Below are 17604 nucleotides of genomic sequence, written 5' to 3'. Positions count from 1 at the left end.
AGCGTACGAAATTCGCGTTTTGTTGGTAGAACCTCTACATAATGAGCACAAAAAATGTGAGAGTATATTCACCCTCACATGTGTTTAAATTATTACTCAGGATATTTAGTTTGTTGTTCCATATGTTTTGCAACGTTAATTAAGGGTTGCATCTCCTTTAAAAAAGCATTTACATCTCTAAAGGAATCCATAAAATAATACTCATTAAACTCATCATAACAGCTAGTGAGTTCAATTATAATTCTAGGTGCATTCTTGTACTTAGGTTCAAGATAAAGCGTATTACATCGGCAAAGAATCGTAAATAATTCGTTAATTTTCCCACCTAGAATAAAGATAGCTTCATAGTTATCATCAAATGATACAATATGGCTAGCTTCATATTGAAACCGTCCATTTCTAAATATAGTTCCTGTAATTTCTCTATGCCTTATTGATGTTTCCACTGTCATAATCATCACCTCAAAGAAGTGATTCTATGCATGGCTGCTAAACACCTTTTACAAGATGGGTGTTTTTGCTCATCCTTCGAGAAATCAAGACTAAAATGAAAAATAAACAGAAAATATAAGGCTCTTACTTTGTGGATATGACCACAAAGTAAGAGCCTTATTTCATTAAATTTGTTCATACATTTTTCCTTGTAGTCTTTTGTTTTCATCCTTTAATCGCCTATTCTCGTACTCTACTTCCTTGATTCGATCCCGTAATAATTGAATCATTGCATCTTTATTTTCATCACTCATTTTCCGTTTTTCGAATTTTGGAGATACAGCTCGTTGCTGTTGTTTACGAAGCGTTTCAATTCGTTCACGAAGGGTAGTATGACTATACAAGTAAGACTTGGACACTTCTGCGAAGTCGGAGACAGAGTTGAAATTAATACGTCTATTCTCTTTAATCAGTTGTCTAATTGCTTTCTCAACCTTTTGTAGGGTTTCTTCTCGCTTCTTTTTAGCCAAGGCTACAATAGCATCTGTAGATCGTTTATGTTTCATGATGATACACCTTTTTCTTTAATAATTTGAGCATCAAAGAGAATTTTTTTAGCACTCTCCCCCCGATGAGACTTGCCTTCGACAAGTTGGTTTCTAATTTTGATGAGGTTATCCAATTGTTCCTTGGTTTTCATGGGGTTACAACATAAGGACAACCTTCCTTCTTCGAAGCCAGGCAAAACCCAAGTGGTACTCTTATAGCCTCGATATTACTGCGTATATATTCCCAATGGATCAAGTCTTCGTCCATGGCCATTTCATTTACTTGACCATTATCTAAATTTACACGAAGGAGAGGTCCTTTTTTCTTTTGTGCCTTTTCCCATTCTCGTCTCAATGTATCATCGGCTATCTTAGCATAGACTAGTGTCATTTCTGGTGTAGAGTGGGCAAACCATTTCATAATGTGAGTAAGATTCATTCCTAGATTAATCAGCTCCACACCTTTGGTGTGCCGAAAGGCATGGTTTCGAAAATGATAGATACTTTCATCTTGATCCACAATGTTGTATCGTTTAGCCAAACGATTTAATGCTCGTGATATATTCCCACTACAAAATGGGTTCCCCTTACGTTTTCCTTTTGTATGAACGAATAAGTATCGATCAGGATTATTTTCTATAGTTGACATATCTTTAGTTTGTTCAATGACAGCTTGAATAATTAGTGCTACATCTTTATCTATAGGAATACGATGTTGTTTAACATCAGTTTTGGGAATATCTCCTTGAAGATAATAGTTTCTGTTCGTATCAGTAATTAAGCAATTATAGTAACGAATATTGAGTATATCACTTATTCGCCATCCTGTAGCCATAAGTAAAATGATAACAGGAATATATTTCTTATCGCTATCTTTCATAGGGGGATTGAGTTCATCAGGATTATGACTTAATAACAATTCTAACTGACTCATTACTGAGTCAGGAATATATTTAATCTCATTTTCATTCCATCGTCTTTGTTTTGGGAAATCTTCCTTGAAGAACAAAGTGAAAACAGGTGTAGTAGGTGCTTTAGGATGTTCAGTACGTTGTAAGTAATCTATAAATACTTTTACTCCATACAAATAATCCGCTTTAGTTCCTTCAGATAAATGGCCCAAATTATGGTTAACGTATAATAAATATTGTTCAATATGTGATCTTTGCAAATCAGTGATACCGTTCCAATTAGGATAATATTTTTGTAAGAACACTATAAAGTGTTTGATTCCTCTTAATATTGTTTGCAATGATGAAAAACTACGTGAAACCGTTGTAAACTTAGCATACTTTTTAACAGCTTCCCTATAGGATGGATGAATATCATGAAATGATATTCGATATTCAGCTTTACTTTTAGAATAGCGTACATTAGGAATATTTCTTACATCCCATATATCTTTTTCAAACTCTTCTCTTATGTCATAGAAATCAAACAGAAATTGATACGCTCGATTAAAAAAAGCAATAGCTTTACTTGAAATCTGTCCTTTTGAATTTGTGATGTTGACATTCCTATTAATTAAATAACTTTTGTATTTCATAAGACCACGTTCATATGGTATCTCTATAAAACTATGGATGTTAGGATAATGTTTGTTTAAAAAAGCAGCTAAATGTTTAAACGTAAATGAATAACTTAATAGAGTTCCAATAGTTACACTTCTATTTAATATTTCTATTGCAAAGAAATATTTTAACTCTTGTCGAATATAGAAAGAAAATGATGTGAAATCTATTCTTTTTTTATTTGATCGCCAAGATTCTTTGCTATCATATACTTCGAAGAAGTTATCCCTTAAATCCCACACATCGTTTATCCGATACCCCTGTAATAGCTGCAGTAATTCATCTTTTTTCTCTAATGTAACCTTCGGTTTATAGGATGTATTACTTACTATATTCATGATTCTCCTCGTCGTTCATCTTTTTTCTTCATTGCTTTCTCCCAATCTTCTTGTATATCTTCCATTGTGGGATGGACATACATTTGCATAGTAGTCTGTATATGAGCATGTCCAGCGCGCTTCTGAAGCGTTTCAGGTCTCATTTCTCCTGTCTTCCATAACTCCGTTATGTTGGTATGACGAAGCATATGAGGAGTTACTTCCATTTTAGTTTTTGTTTTCAAACGTTTGAAAAGGGACTGTACGCTTGCATAATCAAGTGGAGTTCCTTTCCGATCCCCTGTTAGTTTGATGAAAACAAAATCTGAATCTATCTCATCTGTATGTATCTCTAAAATATACCGCCGGTATAAATCAGCCAATTCTTTTGAAATATCTAGAGTCCGAGGACTACATACCGTCTTAATCTCAGCGCCATTAATCAATTCTCCACGATCCTGAATATGTATTTTTCTAATCGTAGGGACAATATCGGATAAATGAAGTGAAAGTGCTTCACCAATCCTCATGCCAGTTTCATATAAAAGAACCAGTAGAAACTTATCTCTGGTGTTACAACAAGCATCAATTAAGATTTGTACTTCATCCGGGGACAGTACTTTTAATGTCTCTTTTGAAACTTTTAGTTTGAGTATCTTAGTATCTTTCATTTTATTCTTAAAGGTATGATGAAGAAATCCCTTGAAATTCCCCCTTGAAGCTGAAGATTGCTTTTTTAATCGTTCTGATAAAGTTATCGAGTAATCTTCATGCCTCATAAGATAATCATAAAAAGCATAAATCTTCTTTATCTGAAAAGACGTTTTCTTAAAGTACTTTATTTACGTTATTTTTTCAATATAGATATTTAGTAGATAAAGAAAAAAAAAGGAGCATTCCTGTTCGTTTAATACGTTCAGAACGCTCCTTAATTATAGTCTTGTTTTCCCGAAAAAGGGGAATAAGACAAAATATATCAAATAGATGTTATATATATATCTATACAAGATAATGGTACTGCAATGATTCAAGGAATAACCCGCCACATCTTAAAAATTTTCCATTTAAAGAAGAAATCTATCAGGAAATATGATAGGTTTTTTATTTTATTATATAAATGATTAGAAATGTTTATATAAGTAGTTAATTATGCTAAGCATCCAAGATACGATTTATCCTAGAAGGGGTACGGCAACGATTCCTTCATTATGAATATATAATATTCCTTATTTCATCGGATAAACGATAATTAATTTTCAACTGAAAACCAAAAATCCTTAAAATTTCTTCGCCATGTTTTTTCATGTTTTCATCTTGAAATCTATATGCATCCTTCTCATAGGGTAAACTTAGATATGATTCAAGATCCCCATCAATCGTATCAATCTCTTTCTCATCTTGGAATAGATTATTTTCAAATTGCCATGCATGACGAATCTCATGATACAGATTACCAATTAAATTAATGACTTCTGTAGGATTTCCTTTTACATCTTGAAAAAGGAATAGAAAAATTTTAATTTTCCCCTCTTCCCAAATGGTTAAGCCCGCCGTTTCTATTTCACCATTTAATATTTGTTCATAATGTTCTCTCTCTAAATCTGGCTTATTATCACGCTCTTTTTGAAGCTTTTCTCGGGTCTCATAAAAGTATATAGTGAAATTTAAAGACATATATTCTTCACCTAATAGCGCAATACATTTTTTAATTTTTATTTCTAAGCTCTTATTTATTTGACGTATATTTAATCCCACAGCTATTCCTCCCAAAATTCCTATCCAATTATTCTAATTATAACAAATAGTGTTCTATTATATTTTTTAATAAACAAATATTTCTTGAGATTTACCTGTTTACAAAGGTATATCTTTACAAACAGAAAGGGATTATGTACGAAACATTAGAATATCAAGTTTATAAAGGTGATTAAGTTTATTTTATAAACGTTTTTTCAATGAATACTTTTACAAACCTTCATTCTTAATTAACTCCAATGTTGTATTCAAAATCTTTTCTTTCGTTGATATGAATACTTATCTTTCAATTTTTATATCCTTACACCACATTTCTAATTCCATAGGAGGCATAATTATATTACAGGTATATAATTTCAAACCCTCTTTTTCTACTTCACCGATTTCAATATTATGAAGAAAATATGGTAACTGTTCATATGTAAATGTTTTTATTGGTTTTTCTTTTACATATCCCATACTATGTTTGAAATCTATTCTATAGCAACCGCTAAATTGAAAATCTACGTCGCCATTTTCATCCTTATAAGTTAGGTGTACCTCATCACCAAAGTAGTCGCATACTAATTTAGTAACCCATGCATCACAATAGTGTAACTTTTTAAATTCTGCTTGTATTCTCTGTACGTTCATTTTCGACCTCAATTCTTACTTTTTATATGGAATATGAGCATCCGGACTTTTATCATCTACTATACTACCGTTTACATCTAATGGATTTTTGTTCTCATCATATAAATATACATGATCATATTTTGTTACTTTATCTGGTGAATCTATCCTCATCCTTATTGTACCATTACCATTTCGAACATGAACAAACTCATTATTCTCTGCATATTTCCATCCTTCTGGAAGTTTTTCTAATATTTCTTTTTTAGACATATTGGGAAGGAATCTTTTCCGTATCCCTAAATTATCTTTTCAGGAAAAAGAACCTGCTTTCCATGGAAAACAGGTTCTTTTTCATAATTACTTCTCCGCTATACATACTTTTATTTTTTGTGCTCAAATAATTAAGATTTTCAAACAAAAAATTCCGAAGTGAAATCCTTCTTCTCTTTTGCTCAAAATAGATAGAGTATACTACAACAGTATTGGTTCTTTAATTAATGTTAAATACTCTATACTCATAGCATAATTTAATAACAAATTGATATACTCTTGATTTGGCTCTACACAGTGTATATTCTTCAAATATCCTTGCGTGTATAAACAAGAAGGTATAGCTACTGATAGCTCTTCTACAGATTCTAATAAAGGCATTATGAGCTCTAAAGCTTTCTGTTCATCAGTAGTTAAATTCGTATTAAAAAACTTCTCTATATATTCTTCTTGTTTCATTAACAGGATATCGTATCCAAAAGCTTGTAAACTATTAATAAATTGTTCCCATTTTAGCTGAATTGGATTACAAATATGCATGGTTTTATTTACTGTATTGGCCTTATAAGATAATTCAGTAATAGCTAAACTTCCATAGTCTACAGGCGTTAAATCTACATACGTATTGACGTCAGGAGCTATGCTAGATAGGCATATCCCTTTTAATAATCTATAAAATGCGTTTTCATTAATATTGTATTGAAATTTACCTGTTTTAGAGTTACCCACTAAATTCCCCACACGGTATATTGTGGCACGAACTCCTTTTTCCATTGCTTCTCTGACCATTTTCTCGCCTTGAAACTTACTTTCTAGGTACAAATTATCTAAATTTTGCCCTCTATCAAAATTAGACTCAAAGAATTCAAATTCTTTTGGGTCGCTTTCAGCCTGACCTACTACACTTAAAGTCGATATATAATGAAAACGTGCATTTGTGTTCTTAGCTAATTCCAATAAGTATTTTGTAGACTGAACATTTACCTTTTGAAAATGCTCACGTTCTCCATAGTGTCTAACTTCTCCACCACAATGTATGATTGACTCTACCCTATTCTTTAAATGGCCCAATTGCTTTAAATCTAGACCTAGATTCATCAAAGATAAATCTCCTTCAATTAACTCTACTTTCTCCTTCAACTTTTGGAGGATTTCTTTACCGAAATAAAACTCCATTCTTTCTTTTAACTTTGCACCAATTACTTGATCCTCATTTTTTCTTACTAAACAGTAAATAGTCGCAGATGGCAACTGTAATAACCGTTCTAAAATATGTGCTCCTAAATATCCTGTTGCCCCTGTAAGGAAAACTGTTTTTGGATAATTAACCATATCTAACTCACATTCTTCTAATTTAGTTCTTTCATAAACAGGAGTCGTTTTCGTTTCATTTTCCATACATGCTACATTCATATTTTTCTCTTTCTTGAACGAAATATCTTCCTTCTCTTCAATATGAGAGGCTAATTTTTCTATGGTTCTATACTTAAAGAAATCTTGAATTTTCAAGTTAGGGTATAACGGTTTTAATTTGACTAATGCTGGCATAACTTTTAAAGAATGTCCACCTAAATTAAAGAAATCATCTTTTAAACCTATAGATTTTACGTTTAGAACTTCAGACCATACCTTTGCAATGTTTTTTTGTACTTTAGTTTGAGGTTTAAGTTTACACTCATCTTTTTGCTCATGACCAAACTCTATTTTGGGCAGCTTTTCAAAATCAATTTTACCGTTCGCCGTTATCGGTATTTCTAACACATGAGAGTAATATTTAGGGACCATATATTCTGGCAATACATTTGATAAATGTAAAGCTAACTTATTTTTCTCTATCCCTATACCGTCCACTGTTTTATAATAAGCTTGCAGTAACATTCCATCTTCCGTTTGTGTTACTACAGCCTGACTTATCCCCTCAAGTTGTAACATTGCATCTTCTATTTCACCTAATTCAATTCTGTGCCCTCTAATTTTAACTTGCTTATCTTTTCTCCCCATAAATTCTATATTTCCATTTGGTAACCACCTTGCTAAATCACCTGTTCGATATAATCTTTTACTATTATCTTCTGAAAATGGATTTGAAATAAATGCCTGTTTTGTTTTTTCTTCCTGCTTCAAATACCCTTGGGCCAATCCTAAACTTTCAATATATAATTCACCCATAGCCCCTACCGGACAATGTTGCATATACGAATTCAATATATGAACCTTTGTATTAGAAATAGGAATACCAATTGGTATGCTTCCTAAAAGATTATTTTCGCCTTCTAAAACTGGTATGAAATAATACATTGCTGAAACGGTTGCTTCAGTAGGGCCATACTCATTTACCAGCTGTACTTGGTTTTTAAAAGTATTTTGCCAACTTCTAATGGCATTTGTTGATGCAGCTTCCCCTCCCATTATTATAAATCTTAAAGAACGTATCTTTTCGCTATCCAGTTTAGTTAATGAAGTCGATAATTCATTGAAGAATACTGTTGGTAAGTCAGAAATAGTTGCTTGAATTTCTTGAATGGCTTGAGTATATGCGACAGTTGAATAGCGCTGTTCATCACTTAATACATATAGTTCCGCTCCATTTAACAAGGTAGAAAAAATTTCTGATACCGAAGAATCGAAACTATGGGAATAAAACTGTGTTACTTTATCATTTGGAAAGATCTGAAATACTTCATTTCTCCATTCAACTAAATTTAATACTCCTTTATGCGTTAATAATGTACCTTTTGGTTTTCCTGTTGAGCCTGACGTATAAATTACATATGCCAAGTCATCTGGTTTATTTAAAATTTTCACATCATCATTTATAGTCGTACGATATATATCCTCTATTATTGAAACCTTATAATCACTTACATACAAATGATTTTTGAATTTGTTACTCGTTATAATTCTACATGCCTCACTGTCACAAACTATATAATTTATTCTATCTTCAGGGTATTTTACATCGATTGGTATATAGGCAGCACCGGCTTTTAATATTCCAAGCATAGAAACGATACTATTCATACTTCTATCTAAAAATATGGCTACTTTATCACCTCTTTTTATACCTTTTTCGAGTAAATGTTGAGCTACTTGATTAGAGCTCATATTTAATTGTCTATATGTTAAAGATTCCGTTGCAGTCGCTATAGCAATCCGATCGGGTTGTCTACCTACTTGCATATAGAATTGCTCTTGTATATTTTGAAAATAAGGATAGGGTCTTTCTGTATGATTTACGTTTTTATATAAAGATTCTTCTTCCTGTGATAGAAATGAAAGATTTTCATATGCCACTGTTCGTCGATGAATAAAGGCGTCCAGTATAGTAAGTAAATTTTGAGTAAACCTATTAATTGACTCTTCCTTGAAAAGATTAATATCATACTCAAATGAAACCCCTACATAATCCAATCCTTCTTCAACAGCTAAAGAAATGTCAAACTTACTAATATCTTGTTTATTAGGTAACAACTGAAGCTTGTATGCATCATGTTGCTGCAGAATATCTTTCTGATAACTAAACATAGTAGAAAAGATCGGGTTATTTCCAAAGCTTCTATCAGGATTTATTTGTTCAATTACTTTATCAAATGGGTACGATTGGTTTTGGAAAGAATTCAAACATTTTTCTCTCACTACTTGTAATAGCTGTGTTAAATTTTTCACATCATTTAATTGTGTTCTAATTGCTAGGGTATTTACAAAAAATCCTTGTATTTGTTCAAATTCTTGATGATTCCTTCCAACAACTGGTGTACCTACAATAATATCTTTTTGATCCGTTAGATAATGTAACAATTGAATATACGCTGCCAAAAATAGCATATACATAGAAACATTCTCTTGTTCACATACTTGTTTCAAAGACTCTTTCATTTCATTATCTAACTTCATTTCAAATACTGTACCTTTATTTGTACTTTGACGATTCCTACTAAAATCTAAAGGAAGATTTAATATAGGAAGAGGTGCTGCCAGTTCGGCCATCCAATAAGATTTTTCTGTATCCCATCGACCTAAATTTAACTGTGCCTGTTCCCACTCTGCATAATCTACATATCGATTAGAAATAGTTGGCAACTCAGGATTTCTACGTTTAGCAAAGGCACTATATACCCTCATTAATTCATCTAATAAATTCCTTACACTCCACTCATCTGTAATAATGTGATGTAAATTGATATATAAATAAGACTTTTTCTTATTCAGATTAAAAATTCTAATTCTAAAAAGAGGGCCCTTTTCTAAATCAAATGGTGTATGATCCGTTTGATTTATTGTTGTACGTATATATTCTTGTTGTTCTTTTTTAGACATATGTTCAATCTCATCGTGAATCAAATCAATCGCTATTGAGTTTAAGATGACTTGTCTAGGCTCCCCATTTCTTTCAATAAACACTGTTCGTAGCATCTCGTGTCGTTCAACTAAAAATCTTATAGTGTCTTGTAGAATATCCTTATTTAAACTCGGCTCAATATATATGTGTAGTGGTGTATCATATACTCTATTAATGGCGTTATACTTATTTAAAAACCAGATTCTTTTTTGAGCACTTGATAACTGATAACTTTCCTTATCTGCGACTTTTAATACTTGCATCTCCTGTTCTTCCCTATCATGATTTACTGCCATTAATTTATCGATGTAAGCAGATAGACTTGCAATCGTTGTATGCTCAAAAATATCTCTAATTTCAATTTTTAGATGAAACTCTTTTTGAATTTGATTTAACACTTGCACAGCAATTAATGAATGTCCCCCAAGTTTAAAAAAGTCATTATCTCTGCCGATTCTATATTTCCCTAAATTTAAAATCTCTGTCCATGTTTTTGCCAATCTTTTTTCTGTTTCACTTATCGGTGGAACATATTGCTTCTGCATGTTTGCAAGTAAAGATGGGATTTGTAATTCTAATTTTTTTCAATCTAGTTTCCCACTTGGTGATACAGGAAAACTTTCAAGGTGAAATACATGATTTGGCATCATAAAATCTGGTAAACTTTCGCTTAAGAATGTTTTTAATGCCTCTTGTTTTAGTTCTGTATTGTCTTTTGATAAATAAAAGCTAACGATTTTGTCGTTTTGATAAGTGAATACTACAGCATCTCTCACTTCTGGATGTTTAAATAATGTTCCTTCAATTTCATCCAGCTCAATTCGATACCCACGTATTTTTACTTGATTATCTTTCCTTCCGATAAATTCTAAATTTCCATTCGGTAAAAGACGTACTAAATCTCCAGTACGATACATCTTTTTATCGTAATTATAGGATTTATCGAAAGAAATAAACGCCTCTTTTGTTTTTTCCTGTTGATTTAAATATCCGTTGGCAACTCCATCACCGCCAATAAATAACTCACCTACTACACCTGACGGACATAATGTATTGAACGGACTAACCACGAAAACTTCACTATTAGCAATTGGTTTACCGATTGGGATATTAGAAATTTCTTTTTGTATCTCACGATTTACTTCATACATGGTTGCACATACAGTAGTTTCAGTAGGACCATATGCATTAAGAACTGGAATCTTTAACCCTAATTTACTTTGCCATTTACGAACTGATTCAGCAGGTAAAGTTTCCCCTCCTACAAATACACGTTTTACAGAATTTAATTTAAGTAACATTTCTTTTGGCATATCAGCTATTAATTTAAAAAACGCAGTTGGTAAAACCACATTTGTAATACCATTCTTTTCAAGAACATTTATAAATTCCTCTGCTGAACGTTTTTCGATTTCAGAAATTAAATACATTCTTCCTCCACATAGCAAAATCGGAAATATTTCCATAATGGAGGCGTCAAAAATGATCGTTGCAAATTGTAAAAACACATCCTCTTTTCCTAAATGAAATGTATTGATTACTGAATACGATAAATTAACTACGCCTTTATGTGGTACAACGACTCCTTTTGGCAAACCTGTTGAACCTGACGTGTAGATAATATAAGCTGCATCTTCTATGGTATGTGTAGACGCAATATTTTCTATAGAATTAGCGTAATGAAAATCTTCTAGATAAATTGTATGGATCGCAAACCGTTCAACCAATCCCCTGAATTCTTTCTTCGTAATAATCATTTGACTTTCGCTATCTTTTAAGATGTATTCTATTCTTTTTTCAGGAAACTTTGGATCAATTGGTACATAAACTCCACCTGATTTTAAGATGCCTAGAATCCATACAATGGTATCAATCTCTCTCTCCATTGTAATACTTACACGTTGTCCCTTTTTCAAATCATTTTCACGTAAATAATTCGCTATTTGATTTGACCTTTGCTGTAATTCATAATAGGTAATGGATTTGTCCCCCATTGAAATCGCTATTTGATTTGGCGATTCTAATGCTTGTAGATTGATTAATTGATCTAATGTTTTTGAATTAGGATATGTAAGAGCATTTGAGTTCATCTCTTTGTATAGACGATGATCTTTTTCTAAAAGCAAATCCAATGAATGAATAGGTTCATTCACATTCTTCATTAATTTTTGTAACAAATATATATACCTTTCGACTAAATCACTAATACTATCTGGTTTATATAATGCTGAGTTATAGTCAACCTCAATTTTATTCTCTGTTTCCCCTTCGTATCTCATTATTCTCCAGGTCATATTAAAAGGATTTACTCTTTTACAATTTGTTAAAACTGTTGACTCCATATCAGGAATTTTTAATTCCGGTATCTTCATCGTATTAAATGCTGTGGAATATACCATATTATCATTTGTATTTTTAATTAGATTTAAATCTTTTACTATATGTGAGTATGGATTATGTTTATACGTAATAGCTAGATGAATAGATTTATTCACTTTATTAAGTATTCCCTTAAATGTTTCTCCCTTTTCTATTGTTATACGTATAGGTACTGTATTAACAAAATAGCCAAAAGTATTTCGTTCTTCTGTATGTGGTCTAGTATTAATTGGAATACCAACAATTATCTCTTCAGCATTTGTCATTTGATGAAGCAAGGTACAATAAGTACTTAACATTACTCGATAAATACTTATATTATTTTTTTTAGCAAAACATTGTATTTGATAAAATAAATCTGAATTAATATTCTTACTTATATTTTTATCTGTATATCTTTTTTCATTCATTTTATTAAAATCAATAGGAAACTCTGTAGGAGTTAAGTCACCTTGTAAATAATCTTTCCAATAAGATAATCCCTCTTTATATATTGCACTATCAATAAAACTCTCCTCATACTTTACGAGGTTCTGATAAGGAGATTCAAATTCTACATTCGTCTTCCCTTGAAGTAATTCACCATACGTATTGGATAATTGTCGGATGAAAACTCCTAAACTCCATCCATCGTAAATAATGTGATGAAACATTAAATGTAAAATAAATGTATCTTCGCTGAATTTAATGATGTGGAATTTAAACAAAGGCCCCTCTTCTAAACTAAATTTCTCATTCACTATAGATTCTAAGAAATTTTTAAAAATAGATTTTTGTTCTGTGTTTTTAAAAGCAGTTAAATCCTTAATTGGTATATCAAATTCTACATTCTTTCGAATTAATTGCTTTATTTTTTCATCCCTCTTCTTAAATATTGTACGTAGCGCCGGATGAGATTGCACTATTACGGTAAGCGCTTTCTTCAAGACCTCTATTTGAAGTTTCCCTTTTAACTTTATTATAATCGGTTCATTGTTCATTCCTTTTTCTATTTCCATTTGATGAGCTATCCATAATGCTTCTTGGCCTACCGTTGCATCCAATTCTTCTACAATTTCATATTTCTTTTGTATTTCCTTCATATGAATTTCTCCTTTTATAAATATTTAAAAACGGATAATATTTACAGTTACAACTATATGTACATATTCTGTAATTTGTAAATCTATATTTTCCGACTAAATTCAACATTTATTTCGCTTATTGCATAGTTATTAAAATTATGAATAAAACTCATATTTATACTGTAACAGTTCATACTTTTATTCAATTTAAGCATAAAAAACCATTTCACTAATAATTCTAATTTCTTTTTATACAGTAATCTTACATATTTTATTAAAGGAAATAGTCTAATTTATACTCCAAAAATAAATTCAAGAATATTCCAACTGGTCACTATATATACTTCTAATAACATAAACTGTAAAGGAGGAGTCCGTACATAATGGAATATAGATTATTAGGTAACACCGGGTTAATAGTTTCAGAGATAGGATTCGGTTCGTGGGCGATTGGTGGAGATGAATGGGGAGCAGTAAAAGATAATGAATCACTTGATGCAATTGAAAAAGCAATTGACCTAGGGGTTAATTTTATTGACACTGCTGATGTTTATGGATTAGGTCATAGTGAAACGTTAGTTGCAAAAGCCATAAATAATCGCAGGCAGGATATAATTCTTTCTACAAAAGGTGGATTAATTGGTCATCATTATGACCCAAATCAACCAGCCGTTTATGGAGATCCTCAAAAGATCATTAATGCGTTTGAGGCTAGTTTACTACGGCTTAAAACGGATTATATAGATGTGTACTTTTGTCATATTTGGTGGGATAAACCGGAAGAAACAGAAGCCTTTCTACAAGCTTTCCAAACCTTAAAAAAATCTGGAAAAGTGAGAGCTGTTGGCGTTTCTACTAATGATTTAGATTATATAAAACATTTTAATCAGAATAATGATTTAGATGTCGTACAATTCGATTATAGTATTTTGAATAAAGAACCTGAAAAAGACATCCTTCCTTATATTGAAAAACATAATTTAGGTGCTGTGATAAGAGGTCCACTTAAGATGGGAATTTTAACTGGAAAATTTAATCATGAAACTCAATTTCCAGACGATGATTTAAGAAAAGATTGGCCAAAAGAAAAGTGGTTTAAAGATAGCTTAAACAAAGTAGAGAAATTACGTTCACTTGTACGATCAAATCGAAGTTTAGCGCAAGTTGCTTTACGTTATGTTTTAAGTCACCCTGCCGTTTCAGTTGCTATTCCTGGTGCAAAAAATGCTACTCAGGTTGAAGAAAACTCTTCCCACTTAACTCGTCCATTATTATTAGATAATGAAATTGAATTCATTAAAAAGCTTTGATCAGCTCGTTATTCTCCCATAAAAATCAAACTGATTTAGCTACCAAATCCATACCATTACTTCTTCTCCACTAGAACATACCTTTAGCACTTCCACCCTATTTTTTTATCTTTTTCCAACAATATCTACAGTTTATAAGGTAGTTGAGCTCTTATATTCAACTACCTTATAATTGTTTTACATTATATTAAAATATCTACTACATTAGTTGAATACATGCTAGAGTATCATGCAAACTAAAAAAACAATTAATTCAGAAATATTTTTAGAAACTTCATTATCTCACAATTACTTTTTTTGAAATTAATCAAAAAATTTTTCTTTACTTTAAATTCCATAGTTCATATAACCTTCTATGGAATTACATTTTTTTCTAAATAGCTCCTCATTTCTAAGCATTCTAAAGGGCAATTACAAATTATTACACCCTTATGTTTAACCAAGTAAAATAAAAATCCAGTTTTTCACAAGGAGAAGTGACTGCATGCAAGATATTTTAAAACTATTTCCAAGCGTTGACGGAAATGAAGAAAAACAACAACTATTATTAGAATCTATGCAGAAAATAATTAAAAATCTTGACCAATTAAAAAATGAAGAGCGAGCTACTTTAGGTAAATGTGAGGAAAAATCAGAAGGATACTACAATGACTTAATTCACCAAAGTCATATTCCACTAGCTGGAATTACTATGTCTGAGGTTATAGAAGAGCTAAACCAATTTATGAATGGTCATCCGTATCCAAATAAATATTACTTGTCTAACGCTGTACCACTACCAAGTATACCTTCACTATTAGGGGTAATAACCATGGCCCTTTTAAATGGTAATGGCGTTTGGGATGTATATGGTCCAGGGGCAGCAGAAGCAGAAGTGAAAGTGGTATCCATGCTTTCAAAACTGATAGGTTATAATCCACAAAATAGCGGTGGATATACCACATGGGGTGGACAAGGTTGTGTATTTTCGAGCTTACGTTTAGCAATTTCTAAACAATTCCCATTAGCAAAAGAACATGGTGCTCCACAAAATGTATATTGCTTTGCTTCTGAAAATGCACATTATAGTTTATTAAAGTCAGCTGAAGCAACTGGCATTGGGTCAAATCACTTAATAAAAGTGAAAACTGATCCTTATACAAATTCTATGGATATAGAAGATTTAGAGGCTAAAATGATACAAGTTATTAAAAATGGCGGTATCCCCCTTTATATTCTAGCTACTATGGGGTCAACAGATACATTTACCATTGATGATATAAAAAAAATTAAAGAGAGCGCTGAAGCAATACAGAAAAAATATAAATTAAAACCTATTTATATCCATGCTGATTCTGCAATGGGCGGATTCTATAGTTTCTTTAATAATTATAGTTTTGAAGAAAATCCACTCTCATTTGAATCTAATGTAAAAAATGCCTTACAATACGTACAAGATAAAATGCAATATATGTCCCTTGCAGATAGTGTATGTTTTGATTTTCATAAATTAGGACAAACACCTTATACTTCAAGTATTTTAATCGTAAAAAATCATACTGATTTACAACTGATGGATATTGAACAAGATGATACACCTTATCTTGGTAATAGATCATATGGGAGTTATCATACAGGATATACTTTAGAATGTTCACGAGCTGGTAGTGCTATTCCAATGTATATCAATCTATTAGCCTTTGGAATTGAAGGATATCAAAAACTACTAGCAAATTATATACATGTAAATCTATTATTTAGAGAAAAGTTGGGCAAGGCCCTGCCTCAAGTCGCAATCACAAATGATTTTACATATGGACCAATTACAACTTTCCGTTTCTATATGAATGGAGATGGCCAAGAAAATTGGGAAAAAGAACGAATAGGCCTTGCAACAAAAGAAGAGATTGAGGATACAAACCGATTAAATATAGAACTATTTAATTACCTAGGAGAAAATCGTGATCAAGTATTTTTTGGTGATACAACTCGTTCTTGTGTAGTAGATGTAATAAACAGTTATGATAGAAATCCGATTTCTACATTGAAATTCTTTTCAATCTCTCCATATACAACTGTTGAATGTATAGATGAGATCGTAGAATTTCTTTATAAACATATTTCGATTGCTACTAAACAGATTCATTCATATGTTTAATAACCATTTTTGTTAGCGCTTTAATAATTAAGCTTAACTAAATGAAATAAAATTTTTAATCCTTTTAATTACTATTAACTATATCAGGAAAGAGGAAAAACATATGAATATAGAGCTACTAGATACACACCACGTGAAAGAGGCAGCACATTTACTTGCACATTCTTTTGTGAATAATGAACCTCTTGTAAGCAATTTACAAATTCCTTTTGCTTCTTTTCACAAAATGTGCGAAGAAATGATGAAACAAGCTGTATCTCAAGCTATGTCATTTGTAGCAATAGAAAATTTTCAAATTGTTGGAGTTCTTTTAACCAAAAAAGTAACCCAGCCACTAATAGATACAGAGAAAGCGATTGAACTATGCCCGCAAATGGAACCTATTTTTCACCTTTTAGATACATTAGAGACAGAATCTATTGAGTTTTCTCATTTAGATAAAGAAAAATTGGTCTATCTAGATATGGGCGCTTGTCATCCAGATTGGATGGGAAGTGGTATAGTCACTACCCTGCTTTCACATGCCATTCAAGAAATAAGTAAAAGAGGTTTTGATTTTATTGCTGCTTGTACAAATAAAATTTCTCAAAACATCCTAAAAAAACTGTTTACGACCTATGAAATGAATGAAATAGTGTATAGTAATTTTCTTTATAAGGAAGCATACCCATTTGCTAATACAACAACTTCCTTAACAGCTCAATTACTATATATACCTCAATCTCAATTTGTCATTAAAGCTATATAAATTTTTGAAGAAAACTAGCTGTACTTTTGTGCAGCTGCTTTTTTATATAGAGTAAATAAGTAGTAGATATTCAAGTTAACATAAGTGACACTTTTCACACTTTAACTTCTTCGAATTCA

The 17604-nt window shown here is 31.5% G+C and carries 9 protein-coding genes and 2 pseudogenes; 3 read left to right on the top strand and 8 right to left on the bottom strand.

The features are described 5' to 3' along the window. Window positions 1-92: 92 nt before the first annotated feature. The 8 genes and pseudogenes from QCI79_RS28680 to QCI79_RS28645 form a co-directional block, all read right to left on the bottom strand. Window positions 93-452 carry a hypothetical protein gene (locus tag QCI79_RS28680; protein ID WP_021728614.1) on the bottom strand — a complete coding sequence of 120 codons (360 nt, stop codon included), beginning with the start codon at window positions 450-452 and terminating at the stop codon, window positions 93-95. Between the two features lie 165 nt (window positions 453-617). Then, window positions 618-998 (bottom strand): DUF6262 family protein, encoded by a 381-nt coding sequence (locus QCI79_RS28675; RefSeq protein ID WP_000681129.1) that lies wholly within the window; start codon window positions 996-998, stop codon window positions 618-620. Window positions 999-1128: 130 nt separating this feature from the next. After that, window positions 1129-2889, bottom strand: coding sequence for a tyrosine-type recombinase/integrase (locus QCI79_RS28670; protein ID WP_353842262.1), 1761 nt, complete (start codon window positions 2887-2889; stop codon window positions 1129-1131). Next, a pseudogene (locus QCI79_RS28665) lies at window positions 2886-3680 on the bottom strand (tyrosine-type recombinase/integrase); the annotation flags it as partial. The gene QCI79_RS28670 and the pseudogene QCI79_RS28665, both read right to left, overlap by 4 nt. Window positions 3681-4074: 394 nt before the next feature. Then, window positions 4075-4623, bottom strand: coding sequence for a hypothetical protein (locus tag QCI79_RS28660; RefSeq protein WP_021728613.1), 549 nt, complete (start codon window positions 4621-4623; stop codon window positions 4075-4077). A gap of 279 nt (window positions 4624-4902) precedes the next feature. Next, entirely contained in the window at window positions 4903-5256 is a 354-nt protein-coding gene (locus QCI79_RS28655; protein WP_021728612.1) for a hypothetical protein, read from the bottom strand. Window positions 5257-5271: 15 nt separating this feature from the next. Next, on the bottom strand, window positions 5272-5508 hold the full coding sequence (locus tag QCI79_RS28650) for a hypothetical protein (RefSeq protein WP_021728611.1): 237 nt from the start codon (window positions 5506-5508) through the stop codon (window positions 5272-5274). A 201-nt stretch (window positions 5509-5709) separates the two neighbouring features. Then, window positions 5710-13308: pseudogene (locus tag QCI79_RS28645) on the bottom strand (non-ribosomal peptide synthetase). A gap of 365 nt (window positions 13309-13673) precedes the next feature. Between QCI79_RS28645 and QCI79_RS28640 the strand changes: the two are divergent. From QCI79_RS28640 to QCI79_RS28630, 3 genes are all read left to right on the top strand, one after another. Continuing rightward, window positions 13674-14600: an aldo/keto reductase gene (locus QCI79_RS28640; RefSeq protein WP_021728610.1), complete on the top strand. Its 927-nt coding sequence runs from the start codon at window positions 13674-13676 to the stop codon at window positions 14598-14600. A 484-nt stretch (window positions 14601-15084) separates the two neighbouring features. Then, window positions 15085-16737 (top strand): pyridoxal phosphate-dependent decarboxylase family protein, encoded by a 1653-nt coding sequence (locus QCI79_RS28635; RefSeq protein ID WP_021728609.1) that lies wholly within the window; start codon window positions 15085-15087, stop codon window positions 16735-16737. Window positions 16738-16840: 103 nt separating this feature from the next. Then, window positions 16841-17485, top strand: coding sequence for a GNAT family N-acetyltransferase (locus QCI79_RS28630; protein ID WP_021728608.1), 645 nt, complete (start codon window positions 16841-16843; stop codon window positions 17483-17485). Window positions 17486-17604: the final 119 nt, after the last annotated feature.

Source organism: Bacillus cereus group sp. MG1 (assembly GCF_040460035.1).
Classification (GTDB): Bacteria; Bacillota; Bacilli; order Bacillales; family Bacillaceae_G; genus Bacillus_A; species Bacillus_A cereus.
The sequence above is the reverse complement of the archived record's forward strand: the minus strand, read 5'-3'. Positions and strand labels throughout refer to the sequence as shown.

Excerpts from the sequence above, each read along its gene's own strand:
- QCI79_RS28670 (WP_353842262.1), bottom strand. The coding sequence starts at position 2,889 with ATGAATATAGTAAGTAATACATCCTATAAACCGAAGGTTACATTAGAG.
- QCI79_RS28635 (WP_021728609.1), top strand. The coding sequence starts at position 15,085 with ATGCAAGATATTTTAAAACTATTTCCAAGCGTTGACGGAAATGAAGAA.
- QCI79_RS28640 (WP_021728610.1), top strand. The coding sequence starts at position 13,674 with ATGGAATATAGATTATTAGGTAACACCGGGTTAATAGTTTCAGAGATA.
- QCI79_RS28655 (WP_021728612.1), bottom strand. The coding sequence starts at position 5,256 with ATGAACGTACAGAGAATACAAGCAGAATTTAAAAAGTTACACTATTGT.
- QCI79_RS28650 (WP_021728611.1), bottom strand. The coding sequence starts at position 5,508 with ATGTCTAAAAAAGAAATATTAGAAAAACTTCCAGAAGGATGGAAATAT.
- QCI79_RS28680 (WP_021728614.1), bottom strand. The coding sequence starts at position 452 with ATGACAGTGGAAACATCAATAAGGCATAGAGAAATTACAGGAACTATA.
- QCI79_RS28675 (WP_000681129.1), bottom strand. The coding sequence starts at position 998 with ATGAAACATAAACGATCTACAGATGCTATTGTAGCCTTGGCTAAAAAG.
- QCI79_RS28630 (WP_021728608.1), top strand. The coding sequence starts at position 16,841 with ATGAATATAGAGCTACTAGATACACACCACGTGAAAGAGGCAGCACAT.